Origin of the sequence: Streptomyces sp. NPDC096205 (assembly GCF_044763135.1) — a bacterium.
GTDB lineage: Bacteria > Actinomycetota > Actinomycetes > Streptomycetales > Streptomycetaceae > Streptomyces.
The window spans coordinates 105,886-124,431 of the sequence record NZ_JBIWFS010000007.1 but is presented as its reverse complement, the minus strand read 5'-3'; the positions used below and the strand labels follow the sequence as shown (position 1 = coordinate 124,431).

Below are 18,546 nucleotides of genomic sequence, written 5' to 3'. Positions count from 1 at the left end.
ATAGGTGATGATGCGTAGTGGCTATTACCTGGGCCTACCGTAGGTGGGGCGCCGGTCGTCCGGCAGAGGTGATCGCTCAGAGCGAACAGCGGGTCGGGAACATCCCGGGGCTCACATGCATTGAGTCGGCATAGCTCAACTTGACTGCCGAAGGGGAGATCATGGCTGCTGAGTCCACGGCGTTCACACCGCTGGCCCTGCCTGTGCTGCCGCTCGACGACGAGGTCGTGCTGCCCGGGATGGTGGTTCCGCTGGACCTCAACGACACGGACGTACGGGCCGCGGTGGAGGCCGCCCAGGCCGCCGCCCGCACGGAGCCCGGCAAGCCCAGGGTGCTCCTGGTGCCGCGCATCGACGGGACGTACGCCGGCACGGGCGTCCTCGGGACCGTGGAGCAGGTCGGCCGGCTGGCCGACGGCGACCCGGGCGCGCTGATCCGCGGGCGGGGCCGAGTGAAGATCGGCGCCGGGACCACGGGGCCCGGGCGCGCACTGTGGGTCGAGGGCACCCGGATCGACGAGACGGTGCCCGAGCCGCTGCCCGGTGCCGTCGCCGAGCTGGTGAAGGAGTACAAGGCCCTCGCCACGACCTGGCTGAAGAAGCGCGGCGCCTGGCAGGTCGTCGACCGGGTGCAGGCCATCGACGACGTGTCCGCGCTGGCGGACAACTCCGGCTACTCGCCCTTCCTGACCATCGAGCAGAAGGTCGAACTGCTGGAGACCAGCGACCCGGTCGCCCGGCTGAAGCTCGCCACCCAGCAGCTGCGCGACCACCTCGCGGAGCAGGACGTCGCCGAGACCATCGCCAAGGACGTCCAGGAGGGCGTCGACAAGCAGCAGCGCGAGTTCCTGCTGCGCCGCCAGCTGGAAGCCGTACGCAAGGAGCTGCGCGAGCTCAACGGCGAGCAGGAGGGCGAGGAGTCCGACGACTACCGCGCCCGTGTCGAGGCCGCCGACCTGCCGGAGAAGGTGCGGGAGGCCGCGCTCAAGGAGGTCGACAAGCTGGAGCGGGCGTCCGATCAGTCGCCCGAGGGGTCCTGGATCCGGACCTGGCTCGACACCGTTCTGGAACTGCCGTGGAACGAGCGCACGGAGGACGCGTACGACATCCAGGGCGCCAAGGCCCTGCTCGACGCCGAGCACGCGGGCCTGGAGGACGTGAAGGAGCGCATCACCGAGTACCTGGCGGTGCGTAAGCGGCGTACCGACCGCGGGCTGGGTGTCGTCGGCGGGCGGCGCGGTGGGGCTGTGCTGGCGCTCGTCGGGCCTCCCGGTGTCGGCAAGACCTCGCTGGGGGAGTCCGTCGCCCATGCGATGGGGCGCAAGTTCGTCCGGGTCGCCCTCGGCGGTGTGCGCGACGAGGCCGAGGTGCGGGGACACCGGCGTACGTACGTCGGTGCGCTGCCGGGGCGCATCGTGCGGGCCATCAAGGAGGCCGGGTCGATGAATCCGGTCGTGCTGCTGGACGAGATCGACAAGGTGGGGTCCGACTTCCGGGGCGACCCGGCGGCGGCTCTGCTGGAGGTGCTGGACCCGGCGCAGAACCACACCTTCCGGGACCACTACCTGGAGGTGGAGCTCGATCTGTCGGACGTGGTCTTCCTGGCGACGGCGAATGTCCTGGAGGCCATCCCCGAGGCCCTGCTCGACCGGATGGAGCTGGTCCGGCTGGACGGCTACACCGAGGACGAGAAGGTCGTCATCGCCCGGGACCACCTGCTCCCGCGTCAGCTGGAGCGGGCCGGCCTGGACAAGGACGAGGTCGTCCTGGAGGAGGGCGCGCTGCGCAAGCTGGCCGGGGAGTACACCCGCGAGGCGGGCGTGCGCACGCTGGAGCGGTCCATCGCGCGGCTGCTGCGCAAGGTCGCGGCCCAGCACGAACTGGGCGAGCGGCAGCTGCCCTTCACCGTCGGTGCCGATGACCTGCGGGGTCTGATCGGGCGGCCGCACCACGTGCCCGAGTCCGCGCAGGACCCGGCCGAGCGCCGTACGGCGGTCCCGGGTGTGGCGACGGGCCTGGCGGTGACCGGGGCCGGTGGTGACGTCCTGTACGTCGAGGCGTCGCTGGCCGACCCGGAGACGGGCGCGGCCGGTCTGACCCTGACGGGCCAGCTGGGCGACGTCATGAAGGAGAGCGCCCAGATCGCGCTGAGCTTCCTGCGCAGCCACGGGGCCGAGCTGGAACTCCCCGTCGCCGACCTGAAGGACCGGGGCGTGCACATCCACTTCCCGGCCGGCGCGGTCCCGAAGGACGGCCCGAGCGCGGGCATCACGATGACGACGGCCCTGGCCTCGCTCCTGAGCGGCCGCCTGGTCCGTACGGATGTCGCGATGACCGGCGAGGTCTCCCTGACCGGACGCGTCCTGCCGATCGGCGGTGTGAAGCAGAAGCTCCTGGCCGCCCACCGCGCCGGGGTCACCACGGTGATCATCCCCAAGCGCAACGAGCCCGACCTGGACGACGTCCCGGCCGAGGTGCTCGACAAGCTGGACGTCCACGCCGTCACCGACGTCCGCCAGGTCCTGGAACTGGCCCTCACCCCGGCCACCAGCACCGCGACCCCCGAGGTTCCCGTGGCGGCGTGACGGACGCCATGGGGAGAAGAGCGAAGGCCCGGGTCCCGTGAGGGAGGCCCGGGCCTTCGCCCTGTTGTGGGGAGCGCGGAGCGGGAGCTCGGATCAGCCGAGCGCCAGCGCCTGGACGCGGTCCAGTGCGCCGTTGAACTTGTCGTGGTCACCGACCGTCGGGCCGCTCGAGGTGTACTGCCACATGGTGTAGTACGCCCATCCGGCCGGCAGCTCGCCCACCTCGGTGGCGTACCGGGCGATCCAGAGGGGGTTGTAGGAGGCGAAGCCGCCGTAGTTGCCGGTGCACTGCTTCCACCAGCTGGTGGCGGTGTAGATGACGGCGTCGCGGCCGGTGCGGGCCTTGTACTGGTTCAGGAAGTCGCGGATCCAGGTGACCATGCCGGACTGCGTCTTGCCGTAGCAGGCGGCGCCGTACGGGTTCCACTCGATGTCGAGGGCCCCGGGGAGGGTCTTGCCGTCGCGGGACCAGCCGCCGCCGTGGTCGACGAAGTAGTTGGCCTGGGTGGCGCCGCTCGTGGTGTCCGGGGTCGCGAAGTGGTACGCGCCGCGGATCATGCCGACGTTGTAGGAGCCGTTGTACTGCTGGGCGAAGTACGGGTTGGTGTAGTACGTCCCCTCGCTCGCCTTGACGTAGGCCCACCTGACGCCGCTGTTCCACAGGGTCGTCCAGGCGACGTTGCCCTGGTGGCCGCTGACGTCCACGCCCTCGGTCTGGGTGGCGTCACCGGGGACGGGCGTGCCGTCCTGGCCGTCGTGGGCGATGACGCCCATGCCCATGTGGGCGGAGCCGCGCGGCGGTACGTCGGCCGCCGAGGAGGGCGTGGTGAACAGCAGGGAGAAGGCCGCGGCGAGGGTGCCGGCGAGCGTGAGGCGCCGGCGGCGAGTGGTTCCGGGTCTGTGCACGAGCATATGACGTGCCTTTCGAAAGACTCGGTGGTGCTCGGTGGGGGGAAACGCGTGGCATGGCGTGGGCATGCCAGTATGTGCAGGGTTACGAAGCTACGCACGTAGACCTCCGTGAGGGAAGAGGGTCCGGATACCGCCGTTGGTCTACGCCTGCGAAATACTGACCGAGCTGCGGCGATGGTCGCCTTTGGCGGAAACTTTCAGGAACGGGAAACCGGAGCAGGGGTGCTGACGTGCACGAGCGCGGTAACGGTGGCGGGCGGCCGGGCGAATCCGACGCCCCGCCGAGTGGTGTGGACCAGGAATTCCTGGCCCTCGAACGCGAGCTGACCGTCTTTCTGCGGCGGGCCCGCGCCAACCAGGGCGAGATGGCCCGCGAGGTCCATCCCGACCTGGAGTCCTCCGCGTACGGCCTGCTGGTCCGGCTCGACGAGAGCGGCGGACAGCGCGCCACCGACCTCGCCGGCTACATCGGCGTCGGCAAGGCCACCATGTCCCGCCAGCTGCGCGCCCTGGAGGAGCTGGGCCTGATCGCCCGCGAGCCCGACCCCGCCGACGGCCGCGCCTGGCTGGTCCGCCTCACCGAGGAGGGCCGCACCCGCGTCGGCCGCGTCCGCGAGGCCCGCCGCGCCCGCTACGTCAGCAAGCTCGCCCACTGGGACCGCCACGAGGTGGCCGAACTCGCCCGGCTGCTCCACCAGCTCAACCGCGGCTTCGAGAAGTAGCTCCCGGCCTCACAGCTCCGCGTACACCACCGTCGCGTCGTCGTGCGTCTTGCCGCGGCCCAGATGCCTTCGCTCCTCGGCGTCCGCCCGTTCCAGTTCCCGTACGCGCTCGATCAGGGCGCGCGGGCCGAGCTTGCGTACGTACGTGAACAGGTCCGTCCAGTCGCCCTCGTGGAACTTCTCCGTCCAGCGGGTCGCCCCGTCGGTGAGGGCCGCGAGGGCGCTGACCTGTGAGCGCGCCACCGTGCCCGTGACCGCGTGGGCGGCGACAGCCGGGTCGGCGGCGGCCGTGAAGAAGCCGCCCTCCTTGTTGCGCGCGGCGGCGTCCAGCACCTCGTCGGAGACCCGCAGATGGCGCGGGACCCGGTCCAGGCGGTCGTCGAGTACGGCGGTGACGGCGCCGTCGGGGGACTCCAGCAGCAGCGCCGAGTCCGAAAGGACCAGGTACTCCAGCGTCTCCGCGTCCCAGCGCGCCAGGACCACCGTGGCCTGAGGGGTACGTGGGTGAGAAAGGTCACAGGTGTTCGCGTGGTACTCGGCGGTACGCGTGAGGGCACGGGAAAGGGCCTCGGCGAGGGAGACATCCAGGAGTGAAACGGTCAGTTCGGTCAGGGCGCCGCCCAGCCGTGCCGTGTACCAGGGGACGGAATGCAGACACCCCGTGCCGCCCTTCGGGGGCGTCACGCCGTCCAGCACGACGAGCGAACCGCCCTGTCCGCAGGCGGATGTGCCGACACTCGCGAAGTCCTCGTTGGGGCGTGTGCGGGTGCCGGGTTCGCAGACGACTTCGGTTCGCATCCGGCCAGTCTGCACGACCCCTTCACGTCCTTCGCCAAAGGCTGGCAACCGCCCGGGAATCGACGCACCGGCGCAGGTCACGCGCCTGGTTTGGGGTGGAATACCGCACTCCGGGAAGGCGTGGTGGCGAATCCTGTCAAAGCCCGTCGCCCACGTCCAACCGGCCCGCCGCACAAGGCCGTCGCACCGGCCACGGGAACTTGCCCGCCAACTCCCCTCCGATGTTCACTCCTTCGGGTGGCGGGTCTGGTGATGCGCGCCCCCTGCCGACCGGCACTGGGAGGGTCTGGAGCCGTAACCCGGTGTGCGCGCACCAGTTGCAGCGATTGACGGAGCGTCACCCGGGCCCATGGGTACACGAGTACAGGAATGCGAGCACCGGTGCAGAAGATGCGGCCTCGGCGCACAGGCAGGCAGACGGCTCCCACGGGGAGCCCGGAGCAGCAGCCCGGCACCCCGGCCGGCAAGGGGCGGCCCACCCATGTGCGCAACCGGCTCATCGTCGCGTGTGCCGTCGTGGCGGCCGCCGTCGCCGGCGCGGGCGCACCCTCGGTGCTCGCCGCGTCCGGGCAGCTGAAGGACACCCAGGACCTGGTGACCCTCGCCGAGCAGACCCGGGACGCGCTCACCCTCGCCCACTCCCTCGCCGACGAGCGTGACGAGGTCACCTCCTTCGTCGCGGCAGGCCGCCCGAAGGCCAAGGCGCCCTCGGAGCAGCGCAGTGCCCGCGTCGACCGGCAGGTGGACGAGCTGCGCGCGAACAGCGACACGCCCGCCGCGCTGCGGGAGGACCTGGACGCCGTCGCGGCCCTGCGCCGAGCGGCGCTCACCGGCCAGAGCACCGCTCTCCAGACGCACGAGGCCTACTCCGCGGCCATCACCGAGCTGCACCGCCTCGCCGAGGACCTCGCGGAGCAACTGCCCCCCAGGGCCGGCTCCGGCGCCTACGCGCTGGCCGAACTGGACGCCGCCGTCCAGCAGTCCGCCGCCACCCGCGGCCTGCTGCTGGCCGCGCTGAACGTGCCGAGCGAGACCGAGACCGTCTGGGACCCGGTCACCGGCCAGAACGTCGAGAACAGCGTCTCCTCCGACCCCAAGCAGCGCGACGCCCTCACCGCCGCCGCCCAGCAGGCCCGGCTGCGCGCGGACGCCGCCCTCGCCGACTTCTCCGACACCGCGACCGCCAAGGCCCGTACCTCCTACGAGTCCACGGTCACCGGTGCCGAGGTCAACTCCGCCGAGAAGTACCTCGCCTCCCTCACCGACGAGCCCACCCTCTCCGACGACGAGCTCGGCACCAGCCCCGAGAAGCTGGACGCCGCCCTCACCGCCCGCATCGAGACCATGCGCGGCGTGGAGTCGGCCCTCTACAACCAGCGCGTCAAGGACCTCGCCCAACTGCGCGACGACGACGTCACCGCGCTGGAGATCCGGGTCGCCGTCCTGGGCGCCCTGATGCTGCTGGCCATCGGTATCGCCACCGGCATGGCCCGCACCCTCACCCGCCCGCTCGCGGTGCTGCGCCTGGGCTCCAAGCGCCTGGCCGAGGCGGCCGACCCGGCCGCGGAGGAGCCGGTGAAGTTCACCGGCCGCAACGACGAGTTCGCGCAGGTCGTCCGCTCCGTCAACGCCCTGCACGCGCACGCCGCCGGCCTGCACGAGCGGATCGCCACGCTGGAGTCCGACCGCAAGCATCTGGTGGGCCAGCGGCAGAGGATGGCCGACGCCCGCGAGGAACTGCGCGCCGAACTCGGCGAGTCCACCGCCGCCCTGGAGCGGCTGCGCGGCAGCATCGGCTCCACCTTCGTCAACCTCGCCCTGCGCACCCTCGGCCTGGTCGAGCGGCAACTCGCCGTCATCGAGGGCCTGGAGGAGCGCGAGCAGGACCCGGAGCGGCTCGCCACCCTCTTCAAGCTCGACCACTTCGCCACCGTCATGCGCCGGCACAGCGAGAACCTCCTCGTCCTGGCCGGCACCGAGCACGTCCAGCAGACCGCGCACCCCGTGCCGCTGGTCGACGTCGTGCGCGCCGCGGTCAGCGAGATCGAGCGCTACGAGCGCGTCCGGATCGCCGCCCTGCCGCCGCACGCGCACATCGCCGGGTTCGCCGCGGACGACCTGAGCCATCTGCTGGCCGAACTCATGGAGAACGCCACCTCGTTCTCCCCGCCCGACCTGCCCGTCGAGGTCTCCGGCTGGCTCCTGGAGAACGGCGAGGTCATGCTCTCCGTCCAGGACGAGGGCATCGGCATGGCCGCCGAGCGCCTGGAGCGCCTCAACTCCCGCCTCGCCGACTTCGACCCGGAGACGCCGTACGACCAGGAGGGCGAGGACGGTCTCGGCCTCGGCCTCTACGTCGTCGCCCGCCTCGCCCACCGGCACGGGGTGCGGGTGCAGCTGCGCGAGCAGAAGCAGGGCGGTGTCGCGGCGGTCGTCGTCCTGCCGACCTCGCTGCTCGCCGCGGCCCCGCAGACCCCGGTCCCACCCACGGCCGTCACCGCCCCCGGCGGCACCCACTCCTTCTCCCTCCCGGGCGCCGACGCCGAGGCCAACTCCAACGTCCTGCCCGGCCGCACGGCGAGCGCCGACCCGCTGGTGGACCTGGCGGAGAAGGCCGTACGGGAAGCGGAGGCGGAACCGGCGGCGGCAGAACCGGCGGAGGCGGGGCCGAAGGCGCCGCCGGAGACGCCCTCCGAGACGACCATGGAGCTGCTGGCCCCGGTCCCGGCGGTGGAGGAACCCGCCGCGCCGGCCCCGGAGGAGCCCACCACCCACGACCGGGTGCCCGACGACCAGGACGAGCCCCTCACCGACAAGGGCCTGCCCAAGCGCACCCCGAAGATCACCGCTCCGGCGCAGGCACCGCGCCAGCGCAGCCGTTCCGTGGACGCGGACGCCCTACGGCGTCGCCTCGGCGGCTTCCGCCGGGGGGCGGAGGCCGGTTACCGGGACGTGGAGGCGGAGATCGCCGAGCACACCGCACAGACCGAGGCACCGACCGCAGGAACCGTACGAGAAGCACACGCACACGCTGATGAAGCCACGGGGGGCACAGTCGAGGAGGCAAGCAGTTGACCGCGCCCAGTACCTTCGGACTGAGCAGTGAGGCCCGCAATCTGCACTGGCTGCTGACCAATCTGGTCGAGGAGGTGCCCGGCATCCTCTCGGTCGCCGTGGTCTCCTCCGACGGCCTGCTGCTGCTCTCCTCCGACCCCGGACGGAACGAGGCGGCCCGGCAGGCGCCCGAGGGCCGGCCCACCGGACCCCGCGGCTCCGCCGCCGACCTGGCCACCGTCGTCTCCGGCATCGGCAGCCTCACCGTCGGCGCCGCCCGCCTGCTGGAGTTCGGCGGCGTCAAGCACACCATGGTCGCCATGGACGAGGGCAGCCTGTTCGTGATGTCCATCAGCGACGGCTCCCTGCTCGGCGTGCACGGCTCCGCGGACTGCGACATGAGCGTGGTGGCGTACCACATGGCGCTCTTCGTGGGCCGGGCCGGCCATGTGCTGACCCCCGAACTCCGCAGCGAGCTGCGAAAATCCCTGGAGACCGAGACCGCCGGGAGCGTGCGATGACCGCGGGCGGGCCGAAGAACCGGCTCCCCGTCCGCGGCGGCGAGCGCAAGCCCGCCCGCGTGCGCCCCTACTCGCTCACCGGTGGCCGCACCCGCTTCGGCCATGTGCTCCTGGTGGAGACCTTCGTGGCGACCACGGCCGAGTTGGAGGCGCCGGAGCAGCGCCGGGAGCTGGCGAATGGTTCCCTCAGCACCCGGGTCATGCCGGAGATGCGGGCCATCGTCGAACTGTGCCGCCGTATGCGCACGGTGGCCGAGATCGCCGCGCTGCTGAAGATGCCGCTCGGCGTGGTCCGGGTGCTCCTCAGCGACCTCGCGGACCAGGGAAAGATCAGGGTGTACGGCACGGGCACCGGCCACGGCACGGGCCGTCCGGACCGCGCACTGCTCGAAAGGGTGATGAGTGGACTCCGTCGTCTCTGACGTCGCCTCCTCCTTGGGCGTCGCCCCTCTCGTCGACGAGGACGAGAACCTGAAAGCCTGGCAGACGGACCGCACCCGCGCCCCCATCGCCACGAAGATAGTGGTGGCCGGCGGCTTCGGTGTCGGCAAGACCACCCTGGTCGGCGCCGTCTCGGAGATCACGCCTCTGCAGACGGAGGCGCTGATGACCGAGGCGAGCGAGGACACCGACGACCTGTCGGCCACGCCGGGCAAGCTCACCACGACCGTGGCGATGGACTTCGGCCGCATCACGCTCGACGACGACCTGGTGCTCTACCTGTTCGGTACGCCGGGCCAGCAGCGGTTCTGGTTCATGTGGGACGACCTGGTGCGCGGCGCGATCGGCGCCGTCGTGCTGGCCGACACGCGCCGGCTCAAGGACTGCTTCCCCGCGCTCGACTACTTCGAGAGCTGCGGGATGCCGTATGTCGTCGCGGTCAACCACTTCGACGGCACCGAGCTGTTCGAGCCGGAGGATGTGCGCGAGGCCCTCACCGTCCCTCCGCATGTGCCTGTCATGATCATGGATGCGCGTCGCCGGATCTCCGTGATCGAGACCCTCCTGGCCCTGGTGGGCCACGCGCTCGACGAAACCCCCGAGTAGGAGACACCCCCGCATGCGGAAGATACTCGTCGTCGGAGCCGGCCAGTCCGGTCTCCAGCTCGCCCTCGGGCTCCAGTCGCACGGCTACGAGGTCACCCTGATGTCCAACCGGACCGCGGACGAGATCCGCTCCGGGAGGGTCATGTCGACGCAGTGCATGTTCCACACGGCACTCCAGCACGAGCGTGACCTCCAGCTGAACTTCTGGGAGTCCCAGGCCCCGAAGATCGAGGGCGTCGGCGTCTCCGTGGCCGGCCCCGAGGCGCAGCGCGTCATCGACTGGGTGGGCAAGCTCGACGGCTACGCCCAGTCCGTCGACCAGCGCGTGAAGATGGCCGGCTGGATGGAGACCTTCGCCCAGCGCGGCGGCCAGCTCGTCATCCACGGCGCCGCGGTAGGCGACCTCGACTACTTCTCCCGCGCCTACGACCTCGTCCTGGTCTCCGCAGGCAAGGGCGAGCTCGTCCAGATGTTCGGCCGCGACGCCTCCCGCTCCCCGTACAGCGAGCCGCAGCGCGCCCTCGCGGTCGCCTACGTCCACGGCCTCGGCCCGCGCCCGGAGCACCCCGAGTTCGACGCGGTCCGCTGCAACCTCGTCCCCGGGGTCGGCGAGCTGTTCGTCATGCCGACGCTCACGACGTCCGGCCGGGCCGACATCCTCTTCTGGGAGGGCGTCCCGGGCGGGCCGCTGGATGTGTTCCAGGGCGTCAAGGACCCCTCCGAGCACCTCGCGCTGACGCTGGAGCTCATGGAGAAGTTCCTGCCGTGGGAGTACGCGCGGGCGACCAAGGTCGAACTGACCGACGCCGGTGGCACGCTGGCCGGGCGTTACGCCCCCACCGTGCGCAACCCCATCGGGCGGCTGCCCGGAGGCGGGCTCGTGCTCGGTGTGGCCGATGTGGTCGTCGCCAACGACCCGATCACCGGGCAGGGCTCCAACTCGGCGTCCAAGTGCGCCGCCGCCTACCTCGCCTCCATCCTCGAGCACGGGGAGAAGGAGTTCGACGAGGCCTGGATGCAGGCGACGTTCGACCGGTACTGGGCCACGGCGCAGCATGTGGTGAAGTGGACCAACGCCATGCTGGCGCCGCCGCCGGAGCATGTGCTGAACCTCATCGGGGCGGCCGGGCAGATCCAGCCTGTCGCCGACCGGTTCGCCAATGGGTTCAACGATCCGGGGGACTTCGAGGAGTTCTTCTACGAGCCGGAGAAGACCTCGGCGTACCTGGGGTCTTTCGCCTGATCGTCGTTCGGGTTCTGCTGCGTGGGCGACTGCCCGTTGGTTGTGGTTGTTCGCGCCCACGCGGCGGAGCCGCATATCAGACAGAGCCCCGCGCCCCTTCCGGGCGTACTGCACCCAGGACCGGTAGAGAGGCCAGGGGAGCGACCTTGACGCTCTCTCCCGTTCTCGGGGCGTGGACGATCATTCCCTCGCCCAGGTAGAGGGCTACGTGGGTGGCGTCCGGGTGGTAGATGACCAGGTCGCCCGGGCGCAGGTCGCTCAGGGGGATGTGGGGGAGCTGGGCCCACTGCTCCTGGCTGGTGCGGGGGATGGGGATGCCTGCCTTCGCCCAGGCCTGGGAGGTCAGGCCCGAGCAGTCGTACGTCTCCGGGCCCTCGGCGCCCCATTCGTAGGGTTTGCCGATCTGCTGGACGGCGTACCGCAGGGCCGTGTCGCCGGCGCGGGAGGGCTCCAGTGAGGTGCCCGGGGCGCCGGGGGCGGACATGATCTCGCGCTGCGCCTGGTCGATGCCCTTCTTCTCGAAGTCGGCCAGGGCGGTGAGCTGTTCGGGGGTGAGGCCGGCGAGCAGTCCCTCGATGTCGTCGAGCCGGTCGCGGACGTCGTCGCGCTGCTTCTTCCGCTTCTGGGTGAGGGTGAGCTGCCGGTCGAGGGCCTCGCGGGCCTTGCGGGCCAGTTCGTCGGCCTTGCGCTCGGTGCCGGTGAGGCGGCCGACCGTCTCGGCGCGGTCGCGGGCGAGTTGGCCGATGACATGGCCCTGGTCGAGCGCCTGCTGCGGATTACGGGCGAGCAGCAGCCGTACGTAGGGGGAGATGTCGGTGCTGCTCTGGTACTGCTGGCGGGCCAGCCGTCCGGCGGCGCCCCGGCTGTCGTGCAGGGACAGCCGGACGCGCGCCAGTTCGCCGTCGAGCCGGGAGACCCGGGCGCGCTGCTCCTTCAGCTTCTCCTCGGTCGCGTTGTAGGTCTCGGTCGCCTGCTCGGCCTCGCGGTACAGCCGCTGAAGGTCCGTCAGCAGCTCGGCGACGGGCCGCTGACCGGCAGGGTCCGGTTCGGGCGCGGCCGTCGCGGGGACGGCCACGAGGACGGCCTGGGCGGCCACCGCCACCGTGCAGACCAGACGCAGAAGCCTTCCTGACACGTCATCACCTCCGGTGCGTGAGGAGCGGTCGCTCCGCACCGCGAGCATGGGACGGGTCCGGGCAGGTCCGCGCGCCGAGTGTCGGTGAGGTGGCCCAACACCGTCACCCGTCGGTGTCGTCCGATTTGCCGCCCGGCGTGGCGTGTGGCTTCCGGCGGGGCCGCCGCGCGCAGCTGCCTGGGCAGCTGTGGCCTGCTTTCGTCGCGCGGCCCACACCGGTGCGTCGGCGCGGTCACTCGGCGCCGCGGGCACGCGTGGGCCGTCCGGGCAGGTCCGCGCGGCGGCCTGAAGGCGTGACCGTCAGGTGCCGTCGGCTTCGCCGCCCGGTGTGGCGCGGGGCTTCGACCAGGGCCACCGCAGGCCGCTGCCGCCCTGGTCGCCCTGCGGGTCGTAGCGGTACTTCCAGCGGTTGCGCAGTCCGACGGGCCTGCCCTCGTGACGCGGCACGCGCCGGTACACCAGCACGGCCGGGCTGCCGCCTGCCGGGTCGGGCACGGGGATCTTGTACGTCTTGGGCGGGTGCCCGGTCATGCCGAGCAGGACCGGCAGCACGCGGCCGTCCATCGGCCCGCCCTCGAACGGGGTGTCTTCGCTCTTCACGGCACCAGTGTGCGCTTCAGCGCACCCGGGTCAGCCGTCCGCCCCGGCGAGCGCGGCCACGATCGCCTCCGTCTGGGGGTCGCGCCCGGCGGTCACCGTGAGCATCGCGAAGAACTGCTCGACCAGCCAGTCCCGCAGCTCCGTCACGGGCGGCTGCTTGTCCTCGTCCAGCCAGATCAGGGAGGCCGCCTCCACGGCCGTGATCCAGGTCCGCACCGTCATCCGCAGCCGGGGCCCCGGTTCGGCGACCTGGAGATGGCTGAGGATGTGCTCCGCCGCGGACCGCCGTACGCCGTCCACGATGGCCGTCGTACGGGAGGTCTCCACCACGCTGCCGCCCTGGAGCAGCGCGCTGAAACCGGCGTCGTGCTCGTCCACGAAGGCGAGATAGCGGTCCAGGGCCCGTGCCAGCCGCATCAGCAGCGGGCCCTCGCGCGGCTCGTCGAAGCAGTGCTGGAGCTCCTCGGCAGCCGACCGCAGGGCAGCCTCGTACAGCTGCTGCTTGCCGCCGGGGAAGTACCGGTACACCAACGGCCGGGAGACCCCGGCCGCCTCCGCCACGTCGTCCAGCGACACGTCCTCGGGCGCGCGGTGCGCGAAGAGGGAGAGGGCGGCGTCGAGGAGCTGTGCTCGCCGCTCCTCGACGCTGAGCCGACGGTAGGCGGGGGCGGAGGGACTCATGCATGGCAGCGTAGTCCCAGGTGAGGTAGTTCAGGGGCGCGGCGAACTGCGCGACCGGCCACATACGGACGCGCAAGCCGGAACTCAGGCCAGCAGCCCCGAAGACCTCCAGAGCTTCCGGCCGACACCCCTGAGCACCCCGATGTCGTCGAGGAAGTCGGTCAGCCGCTTGGCCCCGTTCTGCATGACCTCCCGCCGGTGCCCGCTCGCCTTCACCTGGGCCATGGCCTCCCGCTTGTCCAGCCCCACGTTCGTGTAGACGTCGGGATTCACGAACGCGACGGAGAACACCCGGGCGAACTCGCCGGAGGTGACCCGCGTGAACTCCTGCGACCAGCGCGGCGCGGTCACCATCTGGCGGCGCAGCTCCTCACGGGCGTACCGCACATGCCGGGCCTCCTCCACGACGTGGATCCGCGTGACGCCCCGGACCAGGGGCTGTACGCGCTCGTCCGGGAAGGTCAGCCGCTGCATCCAGTCGAGGACCTCCTCACCGAGCAGGGTCGCGGTGAAGGAGCCGGGGGTGGTGGAGATGGTCTTGAAGAGCCGGCCGAGGTTCTGGTGGACGCGGCTGACCGGGTACCAGGGCGTCTCGCCGCGCGAGATCAGCCGGGCGAACATCTTCGAGTGCCGGCACTCGTCCTCGATCTCGGTGAGGGCGTAGCGCACATGCGCGCTCGTGGCGGCCTTGTCGTAGATGTGCCGGCACAGCAGCTGCATCAGGATGATCTCGAACCAGATGCCCAGTGAGGCAAGTGCTGCCGCCTCGTGCTGGGAGAGCAGGATGCGCTGCTCCTCGCTCATCCGCTTCCACATCGGGGTGCCGTACAGCGACACCAGCTCGGGCGGCCAGAACCACTTGCCCGGCTCGAAGGGCGCGTCCCAGTCCAGCTCCTTGTCCGGATCGAAGGAGTGCTTGGCGGAGGAGGCGAGCAGCCGCTCGGCCACCTGCTCCCGGTCCTTGAGCAGACCGAGCGCGTCGCGCAGCCCGTCCAGCGCGTCGGCTTCCGTCAGGGTCGTCATGGCTGATCCACCTCGTCGTACGGGGGCGTGGCGGGTTACCCGCCGGTCACTGCTCTTATAAGACTGCCTGTCAGCAAGGTCGTCAATCCCTCGCGCACGAACTTGTCCTTCCGGTGTGAGCGAGACCCTGTTGCTTCGGTGTCGTGTGCATGTGAGCCTGCGGGGCATGTCGACGTATGAGCTGTACGCCCGTGACCCCGGAGATCCGCAGTGGCAGGTGCCCGCGAGCGGCGCGGCCCGCTTCGGCTGGGAGTACGACGACGGACGCGAACGGCTCCTCGCCCTGTACCAGAAGGGCAAGGACAAGCAGTGGGACGGGCAGCTGCGGATCGACTGGGACCTGGAGGTCGACCCGTACGACCCGCTCGGTACCCCTGACCAGGCGATGAGCCTCTACGGCACCAAGCACTGGGCCAAGCTCACCGACAAGGACAAGGCCGAGTTGCGCCGGCACACCGCCTCCTGGCAGTTCAGCCAGTTCCTGCACGGCGAGCAGGGCGCGATGATCTGCGCCGCGCGGATCGTGGAGTCGGTGCCGGACATGGACGCCAAGTTCTACTCCGCGACCCAGACCATGGACGAGGCCCGGCACGCCGAGATCTACGGCCGCTTCCTGCACGAGAAGATCGGGATGCTCTACCCGATCAACGACAACCTCCAGTCGCTCCTCGGCGACACCCTGCGCGACAGCCGCTGGGACATGCCCTACCTGGGCATGCAGGTGCTGATCGAGGGCCTCGCCCTCGCCGCGTTCGGCATGATCCGCGACACCACCGACAAGCCGCTGCCCAAGCAGATCCTTGCCTACGTCATGCAGGACGAGGCCCGTCACGTGGCCTTCGGTCGCATGGCGCTGCGCGACTACTACAAGCAGCTCACCGACGCCGAACTGCGCGAGCGCGAGGAGTTCGTCATCGAGGGCTGCTACCTCATGCGCGACCGGCTGCGCGGTGTCGAGGTGCTGGAGAACTTCGGCATCCCCAAGGCCGAGGCCGAGGCCCTCAGTGAGCAGTCCGAGTTCCTCGCGCTCTTCCGCAAGCTTCTGTTCTCGCGCATCGTGCCCTGCGTCAAGGACATCGGTCTGTGGGGCAAGCGGCTTCAGCAGGCCTACGTCGACATGGGCGTCCTGGAGCTGGGGGACTCCGACCTGGACCTGTTGATGTCCCAGGACGAGGAGATCGCGGAGAGGCTGGACGCCGAGCGGTTCGTGGTGGAGGAGCGGGAGCGGGTGGCTGAGGTGGAGCAGGCGATCGAGGAGGGTGCGCAGTCCTGAGCGCCGGGGTGTCCTCCCGTCGTGGTCCGGTCCAGCGCGGGGGTCCCCGCGCCCCTGGGGACGTGCCCCCGAAGGGCGTCAGCCGCCGGTGCGTGGTGTGGTCAGGACCGCCTTCATCACCGCTCGGGCGATCGGGGCCGCCATCCCGCCGCCGGTGATGTGGTCGCGGTCGATGGAGCCGTCCTCGACGACCACCGCGACGGCGACCTTCGGCTCCATGTCGCGCGCGCCCTGGGCCCAGGAGACGAACCAGGCGTAGGGGATGCCGGAGTTGCCGACGCCGTGCTGGGCCGTGCCGGTCTTGCCGCCGACGACCGCGCCGGGGATGGCCGCCTTCTTGCCGGTGCCCTTCTCCACGACATCCCGCATCAGCTCCCGCAGCCGTTCCGCGGTCATCGGGCGCATGGCCTGGCGGACCGGGCGCGGGCCGGGTGTCATCAGGGTCGTGCCCCGGGCCGTCGTCGTACGGTCCACCAGATACGGCGCCCGCACCTGCCCGCCGTTCGCGACGGCCGCCGCCACCATCGCCATCTGCAGCGGCGTGGCCCGCGTGTTGTACTGCCCAATCGACGACAGCGCGAGCTGCGCCCGGTCGACGCTCGTGTCGAAGGTGCTCGGCACGACCGAGAAGGGGATGCGCAGCTCGGTGTCGTTGAACCCGAACGCATGTGCCGTGGCCGCCATGTCGGCCAGCCCGACCTGCACCCCGAGCCTGGCGAACACCGTGTTGCAGGACCACTCGAAGGCCACCCGCAGCGGGGCGTTCTCGCAGCCGTCGGACTCGTTCGTCAGCGAGGTGGTGGTGCCCGGCAGGGTGTAGGGGGCGGGCGAGTCGGTCGGCTCGTCCACGTCCCGGACCACGCCCGCGTCCAGCGCCGCCGCCGCGGTGACCACCTTGAACGTCGACCCCGGCGGATACGTCTGCCGCACCGCCCGGTTCAGCATCGGCTGCTCCCGGTCGCCGTTCAGCCGCGCCCAGGCGTCCGTCACCTCGGGCCCGTTGCCCGACAGCACCGCCGGGTCGTACGACGGTGTCGACACCAGCGCCAGGATCCGCCCGGTCGCCGGCTCGATCGCCGCCACCGCGCCCTTGCGCGCCCCGAGCCCCGCGTACGCCGCCTTCTGCGCGGCCTCGTTCAGCGTCGTTGCGACGTCGCCGCCCGGGTTGCGCGCCCGCGTGAGGTCGCTCCACAGCTGCAACGGCGTCAGCATCGGGTCCGTGCCGGACAGCACCGGGTCCTCGGCCCGCTCCAGCAGACTCGTGCCGTACTTCTGCGAGGCGAACCCGGTCACCGGGGCGTACAAGGGCCCGTTGCTGTACGTGCGTTCATGCCGCAGTTGCTCGTGGGTGTCCAGGGAGCCGGTGACCGGGCGCCCGCCCACCAGGATGTCGCCGCGCGGTTGGCCGTACTGGGCGATGACGGGCCGCCGGTTGGCCGGGCTGTCGTCGTAGCGCTGGGCCTGGAAGACCTGGATGCGGGCCGCGTTGACCAGCAGCGCCGTCAGCAGCAGCGCGCAGAAGGCGGCCGCGTGCCGGATGTAGCGGGTCATACGGCGGCCCGCCCGTCGTAACTCCGGCGCGCCGAGTGGCTGATCCGGATCAGCAGGGCGGTGATCGCCCAGTTGGTGACCACGGAGGAGCCGCCCTGCGCCAGGAACGGCATCGCCATTCCGGTCAGCGGGATCAGCCCGGTCACCCCGCCCGCGATGACGAACACCTGAAGCGCCACGATCGAGGCCAGCCCGACCGCCAGCAGCCGCCCGAACGGGTCGCGCAGCGCGAGCCCCGCCCGGTAGCCGCGCTCCACCAGCAGACCGTAGAGCAGGAAGATCGCCGACAGTCCGGCCAGGCCCAGTTCCTCCCCGGCCGTCGCCAGGATGAAGTCCGACTTGGCGGCGAAGCCGATCAGGATGGAGTGCCCGAGCCCCAGGCCCGTGCCCAGGACGCCGCCGGCTGCGAAGGCGAACAGCGACTGGGAGAGCTGGTTGGGGCCGTCGCCCGCCTCGATCGACGCGAACGGGTGCAGCCAGTCCTCCACCCTGCTGTGCACATGCGGCTCCAGCCAGCCCACGGCCACCGCCCCGGACGCTGCGAGCAGCAGGCCGACCGCGATCCAGCCGGTGCGGCCGGTGGCGACGTAGAGCATGACGACGAACAGGCCGAAGAACAGCAGCGAGGTGCCCAGGTCGCGTTCCAGGACGAGCACGCCGACGCTCAGCAGCCAGATGGTGACGATCGGGCCGAGCACCCGGCCGGTCGGCAGCTGCACGAACCACACCCGGCGGCCCGCGTACGCCAGCGCGCCCTGGTTCGCGGCCAGATACGCGGCGAAGAACACCGCGAGCAGCACCTTCGCGAACTCGCCCGGCTGGATGGAGAACCCGGCGATCCGGATCCAGATGCGGGCGCCGTTCACCGCGGGGAACAGGATCGGCAGCGACAGCAGGGCGAGGGCCGCGGCCCCGCACACGTACGCGTACCGCTGGAGCACCCGGTGGTCGCGCAGGGCGGCCACGACCAGGGTGAACAGCCCGACGCCCAGGGTGGACCACACCAGTTGGGTGAGGGCCGCCCGGTCGCCGGGTGTCTGCAGGTCGAGCCGGTAGATCAGGACCAGGCCCAGCCCGTTGAGCAGCACCGCGATCGGCAGCAGCAGCGGATCGGCGTACGGGGCGCGCAGCCGCACCGCGAGATGCGCCAGCAGCGCCAGCACGCCCAGCCCGGCGCCGTAACCGGCGGCGCCGGGCGGGACGGTGCCGTTCCGGGCGAGGCCCACCGCACAGTAGCCGTACACCGACAGCAGGACGGCGAGGACGATGAGGGCGAGTTCGACGCCCCGGCGCCGGGGGAGGCGCACCGCGGGAGCGGGCGTGCCCGTAGCCGTCGCGGTGATTCCGGTTCCGGCCTTGGTCATGTCCGGAACTTACCCAAATGGAGCTCCTTGTGAGCCT

General features: G+C 71.3%; 16 protein-coding genes. 8 read left to right on the top strand and 8 right to left on the bottom strand.

What is annotated here, in order from left to right; genetic code table 11:
- The first annotated feature begins 161 nt into the window (after positions 1-161).
- A complete protein-coding gene (gene lon, locus ACIQ6Y_RS25410; protein ID WP_404042276.1) occupies positions 162-2,585 on the top strand; it encodes an endopeptidase La in 2,424 nt (807 codons plus the stop codon).
- A gap of 93 nt (positions 2,586-2,678) precedes the next feature.
- Here the strand turns inward: lon and ACIQ6Y_RS25405 are convergent, their stop codons facing one another.
- Entirely contained in the window at positions 2,679-3,497 is an 819-nt protein-coding gene (locus ACIQ6Y_RS25405) for a lysozyme (protein WP_404042275.1), read from the bottom strand.
- A 230-nt stretch (positions 3,498-3,727) separates the two neighbouring features.
- On the opposite strand from ACIQ6Y_RS25405, the gene ACIQ6Y_RS25400 reads away from it, so the two are divergent.
- Positions 3,728-4,219: a MarR family winged helix-turn-helix transcriptional regulator gene (locus tag ACIQ6Y_RS25400; RefSeq protein WP_404042274.1), complete on the top strand. Its 492-nt coding sequence runs from the start codon at positions 3,728-3,730 to the stop codon at positions 4,217-4,219.
- 9 nt (positions 4,220-4,228) lie between these two features.
- Here the strand turns inward: ACIQ6Y_RS25400 and ACIQ6Y_RS25395 are convergent, their stop codons facing one another.
- Positions 4,229-5,017 carry a protein phosphatase 2C domain-containing protein gene (locus tag ACIQ6Y_RS25395; protein WP_404042273.1) on the bottom strand — a complete coding sequence of 263 codons (789 nt, stop codon included), beginning with the start codon at positions 5,015-5,017 and terminating at the stop codon, positions 4,229-4,231.
- 369 nt (positions 5,018-5,386) lie between these two features.
- On the opposite strand from ACIQ6Y_RS25395, the gene ACIQ6Y_RS25390 reads away from it, so the two are divergent.
- Genes ACIQ6Y_RS25390 through ACIQ6Y_RS25370 form a run of 5 tightly spaced genes read left to right on the top strand, consistent with a single transcriptional unit; the run spans position 5,387 to position 10,882 of the window.
- Complete coding sequence (locus ACIQ6Y_RS25390) at positions 5,387-8,092, top strand: nitrate- and nitrite sensing domain-containing protein (RefSeq protein WP_404042272.1); 2,706 nt, start codon at positions 5,387-5,389, stop codon at positions 8,090-8,092.
- Positions 8,089-8,592, top strand: coding sequence for a roadblock/LC7 domain-containing protein (locus ACIQ6Y_RS25385; protein WP_404042271.1), 504 nt, complete (start codon positions 8,089-8,091; stop codon positions 8,590-8,592). Before ACIQ6Y_RS25390 ends, ACIQ6Y_RS25385 begins: the two co-directional genes overlap by 4 nt.
- Positions 8,589-9,014 (top strand): DUF742 domain-containing protein, encoded by a 426-nt coding sequence (locus tag ACIQ6Y_RS25380; RefSeq protein ID WP_404042270.1) that lies wholly within the window; start codon positions 8,589-8,591, stop codon positions 9,012-9,014. Before ACIQ6Y_RS25385 ends, ACIQ6Y_RS25380 begins: the two co-directional genes overlap by 4 nt.
- Positions 8,995-9,639 carry a GTP-binding protein gene (locus ACIQ6Y_RS25375; RefSeq protein WP_404042269.1) on the top strand — a complete coding sequence of 215 codons (645 nt, stop codon included), beginning with the start codon at positions 8,995-8,997 and terminating at the stop codon, positions 9,637-9,639. Before ACIQ6Y_RS25380 ends, ACIQ6Y_RS25375 begins: the two co-directional genes overlap by 20 nt.
- Before the next feature lie 13 nt (positions 9,640-9,652).
- Complete coding sequence (locus tag ACIQ6Y_RS25370) at positions 9,653-10,882, top strand: styrene monooxygenase/indole monooxygenase family protein (RefSeq protein WP_404042268.1); 1,230 nt, start codon at positions 9,653-9,655, stop codon at positions 10,880-10,882.
- A 76-nt stretch (positions 10,883-10,958) separates the two neighbouring features.
- Here the strand turns inward: ACIQ6Y_RS25370 and ACIQ6Y_RS25365 are convergent, their stop codons facing one another.
- From ACIQ6Y_RS25365 to ACIQ6Y_RS25350, 4 genes are all read right to left on the bottom strand, one after another.
- Positions 10,959-12,017: an NlpC/P60 family protein gene (locus ACIQ6Y_RS25365; protein ID WP_404042267.1), complete on the bottom strand. Its 1,059-nt coding sequence runs from the start codon at positions 12,015-12,017 to the stop codon at positions 10,959-10,961.
- Between the two features lie 300 nt (positions 12,018-12,317).
- On the bottom strand, positions 12,318-12,617 hold the full coding sequence (locus ACIQ6Y_RS25360) for a hypothetical protein (protein ID WP_404042266.1): 300 nt from the start codon (positions 12,615-12,617) through the stop codon (positions 12,318-12,320).
- A 30-nt stretch (positions 12,618-12,647) separates the two neighbouring features.
- The gene (locus ACIQ6Y_RS25355) at positions 12,648-13,298 is read right to left on the bottom strand and encodes a TetR/AcrR family transcriptional regulator (RefSeq protein WP_404042265.1); all 651 of its coding nucleotides are present in this window, start codon (positions 13,296-13,298) and stop codon (positions 12,648-12,650) included.
- An 84-nt stretch (positions 13,299-13,382) separates the two neighbouring features.
- The gene (locus ACIQ6Y_RS25350; RefSeq protein WP_404042264.1) at positions 13,383-14,321 is read right to left on the bottom strand and encodes a diiron oxygenase; all 939 of its coding nucleotides are present in this window, start codon (positions 14,319-14,321) and stop codon (positions 13,383-13,385) included.
- Positions 14,322-14,487: 166 nt separating this feature from the next.
- On the opposite strand from ACIQ6Y_RS25350, the gene ACIQ6Y_RS25345 reads away from it, so the two are divergent.
- Positions 14,488-15,594 carry a ferritin-like domain-containing protein gene (locus ACIQ6Y_RS25345; protein WP_404042263.1) on the top strand — a complete coding sequence of 369 codons (1,107 nt, stop codon included), beginning with the start codon at positions 14,488-14,490 and terminating at the stop codon, positions 15,592-15,594.
- Positions 15,595-15,672: 78 nt separating this feature from the next.
- On the opposite strand, the gene ACIQ6Y_RS25340 is transcribed toward ACIQ6Y_RS25345, so the two are convergent.
- Both ACIQ6Y_RS25340 and ACIQ6Y_RS25335 read right to left on the bottom strand, forming a co-directional pair.
- A complete protein-coding gene (locus tag ACIQ6Y_RS25340; RefSeq protein ID WP_404042262.1) occupies positions 15,673-17,145 on the bottom strand; it encodes a penicillin-binding transpeptidase domain-containing protein in 1,473 nt (490 codons plus the stop codon).
- Complete coding sequence (locus tag ACIQ6Y_RS25335) at positions 17,142-18,509, bottom strand: FtsW/RodA/SpoVE family cell cycle protein (RefSeq protein ID WP_404042261.1); 1,368 nt, start codon at positions 18,507-18,509, stop codon at positions 17,142-17,144. The genes ACIQ6Y_RS25340 and ACIQ6Y_RS25335 overlap by 4 nt, the downstream gene beginning before the upstream one ends.
- Positions 18,510-18,546 lie beyond the last annotated feature (37 nt).

Excerpts from the sequence above, each read along its gene's own strand:
- ACIQ6Y_RS25370 (WP_404042268.1), top strand. The coding sequence starts at position 9,653 with ATGCGGAAGATACTCGTCGTCGGAGCCGGCCAGTCCGGTCTCCAGCTC.
- ACIQ6Y_RS25340 (WP_404042262.1), bottom strand. The coding sequence starts at position 17,145 with ATGACCCGCTACATCCGGCACGCGGCCGCCTTCTGCGCGCTGCTGCTG.
- ACIQ6Y_RS25335 (WP_404042261.1), bottom strand. The coding sequence starts at position 18,509 with ATGACCAAGGCCGGAACCGGAATCACCGCGACGGCTACGGGCACGCCC.
- ACIQ6Y_RS25380 (WP_404042270.1), top strand. The coding sequence starts at position 8,589 with ATGACCGCGGGCGGGCCGAAGAACCGGCTCCCCGTCCGCGGCGGCGAG.
- ACIQ6Y_RS25405 (WP_404042275.1), bottom strand. The coding sequence starts at position 3,497 with ATGCTCGTGCACAGACCCGGAACCACTCGCCGCCGGCGCCTCACGCTC.
- ACIQ6Y_RS25345 (WP_404042263.1), top strand. The coding sequence starts at position 14,488 with ATGTCGACGTATGAGCTGTACGCCCGTGACCCCGGAGATCCGCAGTGG.
- lon (WP_404042276.1), top strand. The coding sequence starts at position 162 with ATGGCTGCTGAGTCCACGGCGTTCACACCGCTGGCCCTGCCTGTGCTG.
- ACIQ6Y_RS25390 (WP_404042272.1), top strand. The coding sequence starts at position 5,387 with ATGCGAGCACCGGTGCAGAAGATGCGGCCTCGGCGCACAGGCAGGCAG.
- ACIQ6Y_RS25350 (WP_404042264.1), bottom strand. The coding sequence starts at position 14,321 with ATGACGACCCTGACGGAAGCCGACGCGCTGGACGGGCTGCGCGACGCG.
- ACIQ6Y_RS25355 (WP_404042265.1), bottom strand. The coding sequence starts at position 13,298 with ATGAGTCCCTCCGCCCCCGCCTACCGTCGGCTCAGCGTCGAGGAGCGG.
- ACIQ6Y_RS25395 (WP_404042273.1), bottom strand. The coding sequence starts at position 5,017 with ATGCGAACCGAAGTCGTCTGCGAACCCGGCACCCGCACACGCCCCAAC.